Consider the following 4,693-nt stretch of genomic DNA (forward strand, 5'->3'; position numbering starts at 1 on the left):
CCATGAGTATAAATCCAGAACTGGCAGAAAACACACTGTTTCTGAAAAGGCATGAATCTATTCTGAAATGCCTCAATTATTTGATTGAAAATCGGCAGGAAGTGATGGATATTCTCACACAATTTTCATCCTATCGGGCTGCCAATGCAGAAATTGACTCCACGATCCTCACACTTCAAGGTGCTCTGCAAGAAGTTCAGACCTATCAGCCAAGCTGGCAACAATCTATGGCTGTATTTATGCCTTCCAACGTCATTTTGTACTCCTATGCATTATACCTCTTGATTCCGTCCCTGTACGTTGAAAATATAGACTTTCGTCCTTCTTCTCACGTAAACGAGTACGTTAACATGCTGCATGAAAAGCTTCAGGCTGTACATGGATTACCCATCTATATTCGTAAAGTTAGCCAGAAGGTGTTCATGGAGAATTCCGTGATGCCAGCTGATATTGTGGTGTTCACCGGAAGCTATACCAATGCAGAGAAGATCAAAAAACAGATTCGAAAAGATCAGCTCTACATTTTTTACGGACAAGGACTAAATCCTTTCATCATCGGACCTGATGCAGATCTGGAGCTGGCGGTTACCGATGTGATCCGAATGAGATTGTTCAACTCTGGACAAGACTGCCTAGGCCCCGACATCATTCTGGTACATCAAGATGTGAGTGAGCATTTCAAAGATCTGCTGATTCAACAGCTTGACCAACTCGTATTTGGTGCCAACGATGATCCGAACGCAAACTATACCCCTATATTCTATAAAGACACGCTATATTCGGTTTCCGAATATTTCAACACGAACGATAAGTTTATTATTTACGGCGGCGGCATTGATTTCCGTACAAAAAAGATGGAGCCAACGGTTGTATATAGTGAATTGGAGCAGAATCTGGAGATTATTGAGTATTTTTCGCCAGTCTTCAATGTAGTTAGCTACCAAGACGACGAGCAATTGATCAAGCGTATTTCCTCCAGTTATTTCAGTGAACGTGCAATGGGTTGCAGCTTATACGGATCGGAGCACCTGACTGACGTTCTGCGAAAGAAGCACACGCTGACCATTAATCAGACGCTTGAGGATGTGGATCAAGGTAATAAGCCTTTTGGTGGCTACGGCACGATGTCGAACTATATTTTTTACGATTTCAAGCTCATTTCGAAGCCGATCTTGATTTCAGAAATTGTCGCAGAATATTTGTCGGAAAAGAGGAGTTTGGTATGACTGCGAGCTTCTTTCCCTGGGATGCCATCATTGGCTACTTAAAATCGGCTGGGGTTCAGCATCTCTTTGGATTACCAAGTGATGATCTCAAAATCGTATCGTCACTCCCCTCATCCGGTATGGATTTTATCCTGTGCAAAGATCAACGTAATGCTGTGTTCATGGCAGCAGGTTATGCGCTCACCACCAACCAGATGTCCGTGTGTGTTGTGGGGAAAGGCCCTGCGCTCAGTAATACACTCACAGGGCTGCTGGAAGCCAAAAACCTGGGCGCTCCGCTCCTGCTTCTGGCGCTTGGCACTGGCGGAGACAAGCTGGGTACCCGATCCTTTCAGGAAGCGGATCAAATCTCACTCGTGAAGCCGCTCGTAAAGTGGGCTTATCGTGTCGAGCATGCGGATCGGCTTGTATGGGCGATGGAGCGGGCTGCCTTTTTGGCTATCAATGGAGCACCAGGTCCTGTCTATATCGAACTCCCTGAAAACCTGATGGACCAGCCTGTGCCAACAGGGTTTCAGTTTACCCCACCAGAAAAGCTGTCGTGCTCTCCGTCTCGTCGGGAGTTGGATGCATCGTGGGGAATTATTGAGAACGCCCGCAGGCCACTCATTCTAGTCGGAGGCGGAATGAAGTCAGGTACAGGTGATGTGATTGAACGGTTTGCTAACCAACATGGAGCGGCCTTGTTCGCAACCGCCTCGGGACGGGGTGTAGTTGATGAAGACCACGAACTCTTCTGTGGTGTTGCGGGACTCTATACAGATCTTAGTCTAAGACAAATCTGGAAGGAATCTGATGTGGTAATCACACTGGGCAGTCGATTGGAAGAAACGGCTACTTTTGAGTGGGATATTTTGCTACAGGATACTCCTTTGATTCAAGTCAATGTAAATCTGGAGGATTTTGCACACGAGTACAGGGGTATCAAGGTGCTTGGTGATGGATATGCAGCGGTGGAGCAGTGGCTTGAACGGCGCGGCCAGGAGCCTGATGGAGTGTGGCTTGAAACGATTAGGAGCTGTAAACAGGAGGCTTTTTCTCACAGGGCTATTTATTTGGAAGAGCTGAAAAAGACCCCTGGAATCCACGTTCCTGAGCTGTTGGACATGATTCAGACGGAGTTCCCTGAAAATCTGGTGCTTCTTCAAGAGAATGGATTGCAGGATATGTGGTCCTATTTTTATCCATATTTTCGCTTTGCCCAAGGCTCTCTCTCGATTGTTCCTAGTGATCAAACGAGTCTTGGATTCGGTGCGGCTGCTGCTCTGGGAGCAAGCGTGGCAACACAACGTCCAGTAGTAGCACTTGTAGGTGACGGTGCGTTCAATCTCTTTTGTTCGGATTTTATGACGGCGGTGGAGTATCAAATACCGTTAATCTATCTCGTACTCAATAATGGTGGGTATGGTTGGTTACAGAATCAAATGAATTATAAGCATCTCACAGGGCAGTCCCTCCCGTTTGTTTCTGAGGAGGCCAAGACAGGAATTCAAATTCCTCAGTACGAGTTTGTGGAAAGTCTTGCAATTCGGAGTAAGGGAGAGGCACGGGAACAGCTTCAGCTTGCTTGGCAAAAGTATCAGGAGAACAAGCTTGTGATCGTCGAGGTATATGCTGATCTTGCGGATGTGCATGAAAAAATCAGTCATGTGTATGGCGACTTTCCTCTCTACGAGCAACAGGCTTCTAAGAATTAATTTCAACGAAGGACGTGGATACAGTGAGAAGACGTGTTGTAGTGACTGGACAGGGAGTCGTAACGCCGGTCGGGCTTAATCTTACGGATTTCTGGAATTCACTGTTGGAAGGAAAAAGTGGAATCGGACCTGTCACTGCTTTCGATACAGCGGACATTCCGACAAAGATCGGTGCACAGGTTACGGGCTTTGACCCATTGCAATATATGAGCAAGAAGGAAGCTAATAAAGTCGCACAGTTCACTCAGTTTGCTTTGGCGGCTGCCCGGCAGGCAGTGGAGCAATCAAAATTAGTGATTGATGAGCGGAATGCAAGTCGCGTGGGAGTTATTGTCGGCTCTGGAGCAGGCGGCCTCGACGTTATAGAGGAGAACTTTGGGAAATTAACAAAGCTTGGTCCCAAAAGAGTTTCTCCTTATTTTGTTTCCTCGATGATGATTAATTCAGCACCTGGTGAGATCTCCATTGCTATTGGAGCCAAGGGGCCTTCTTTTGCTGTGGTTACGGCTTGTGCCACAGGAAGTAATGCCATTGGTGAGGCATTACGTACGATCCAGTACGGCACGGCTGATGTCGTGGTTGCCGGTGGAGCAGAAGCCAATTTTAGTCAGCTTGATCTGGCATCTTTTGCGAATATCCATGCTCTCTCCAGACGTAATGAAGAGCCGCAGAAGGCTAGTCGTCCGTTTGATGTGGATCGCGATGGATTCGTCATCGGTGGAGGAGCAGGAGTCTTGGTGCTGGAGGAGTTGGAGTATGCTTTGAACCGCGGAGCCACCATTCTGGCCGAAGTTGTGGGTTACGGATGCACAACTGATGCGTATCATATCACGGCTCCAGATCCCTCTGGCTCCGGCCCGGCAGAAGCGATCAATATCGCACTGCAGGATGGCGGCTTAACACCGCAGGAAATCGACTACGTCAATGCCCACGGTACGAGTACGCCATTTAATGATCGTATGGAGATTAATGCTATTCAAAAAGTATTCGGGGAGCATGCCCCCCGTTTGGCGATATCGTCTATTAAATCCATGACTGGTCATTTAATGGGCGGTGCAGGTGCAGTCGAATTAATTGCGACTGTGCAGAGTATGATTCACAGCAAAGTACCACCGACACTCAATTGCGACAATCCTGAGGCTCCTGAATTGAATTTTGTGCCGCATGTATATCAGGAACGCGAGGTCCGCGCGGCGATTAGCAATTCATTTGGTTTCGGAGGGCACAACGTCTGCCTTGCTGTTCGCAAGTGGGAAGGGGAATAAGCCTGTGAGCGAAGAGCTAATCCATATCCCGGATGTGCTTCCGCACCGGTACCCATTTCTTCTGTTGGATGGCGTGACCGGGTACGAAACGTCGCAATGGGCGAAGGGATACAAGCTTGTCACCTGGAGTGAGTGGTTCATTACTGACACTAACCCATACATGCCTCCTATGTTGATTGTGGAGTCGCTTGCACAATTAGCGGCATTCGCTGCGATTGATAAAAAAGGCATTTCATACCTGACTAACCTCAATGGAATTCGATTCCACAGCTTGGCCAAGCCTGGAGACCGAATTGATCTCTATTTTGAAGTGATCAAGCGTCGGCGGGGCTATATTCTCGGAAGCGGTCGGGCTTCCGTAGGGGATCGATTGGTGGTTGAGGCGGAAGAAATTGTTTCACTGGATCAATGACGGGGTGGAAGCGCACGTTAAACTGTCCTTTTGTCCTCCTGACTGCCAGGTGCAGCGGGAGGATATTCACATCATGGAATAGGAGTGAATGAG

The 4,693-nt window shown here is 47.8% G+C and carries 4 protein-coding genes; all 4 read left to right on the forward strand.

Features of this window, described 5'->3' with window-relative positions; translation table 11 throughout:
- The first annotated feature begins 2 nt into the window (after positions 1 to 2).
- Genes AOU00_RS13180 through AOU00_RS13195 form a run of 4 tightly spaced genes read left to right on the forward strand, consistent with a single transcriptional unit; the run spans position 3 to position 4,600 of the window.
- Entirely contained in the window at positions 3 to 1,226 is a 1,224-nt protein-coding gene (locus AOU00_RS13180) for an aldehyde dehydrogenase family protein (RefSeq protein ID WP_069290769.1), read from the forward strand.
- Positions 1,223 to 2,923, forward strand: a complete 1,701-nt coding sequence (locus tag AOU00_RS13185) for a thiamine pyrophosphate-binding protein (protein WP_069290770.1) — start codon at positions 1,223 to 1,225, stop codon at positions 2,921 to 2,923. The genes AOU00_RS13180 and AOU00_RS13185 overlap by 4 nt, the downstream gene beginning before the upstream one ends.
- A gap of 23 nt (positions 2,924 to 2,946) precedes the next feature.
- Entirely contained in the window at positions 2,947 to 4,188 is a 1,242-nt protein-coding gene (gene fabF, locus AOU00_RS13190; RefSeq protein ID WP_069290771.1) for a beta-ketoacyl-ACP synthase II, read from the forward strand.
- A 4-nt stretch (positions 4,189 to 4,192) separates the two neighbouring features.
- Positions 4,193 to 4,600, forward strand: coding sequence for a 3-hydroxyacyl-ACP dehydratase FabZ family protein (locus AOU00_RS13195; protein ID WP_025721676.1), 408 nt, complete (start codon positions 4,193 to 4,195; stop codon positions 4,598 to 4,600).
- The last annotated feature ends 93 nt before the right edge of the window (positions 4,601 to 4,693 follow it).

The organism is Paenibacillus polymyxa (genome assembly GCF_001719045.1).
Taxonomy (GTDB): domain Bacteria; phylum Bacillota; class Bacilli; order Paenibacillales; family Paenibacillaceae; genus Paenibacillus; species Paenibacillus polymyxa_B.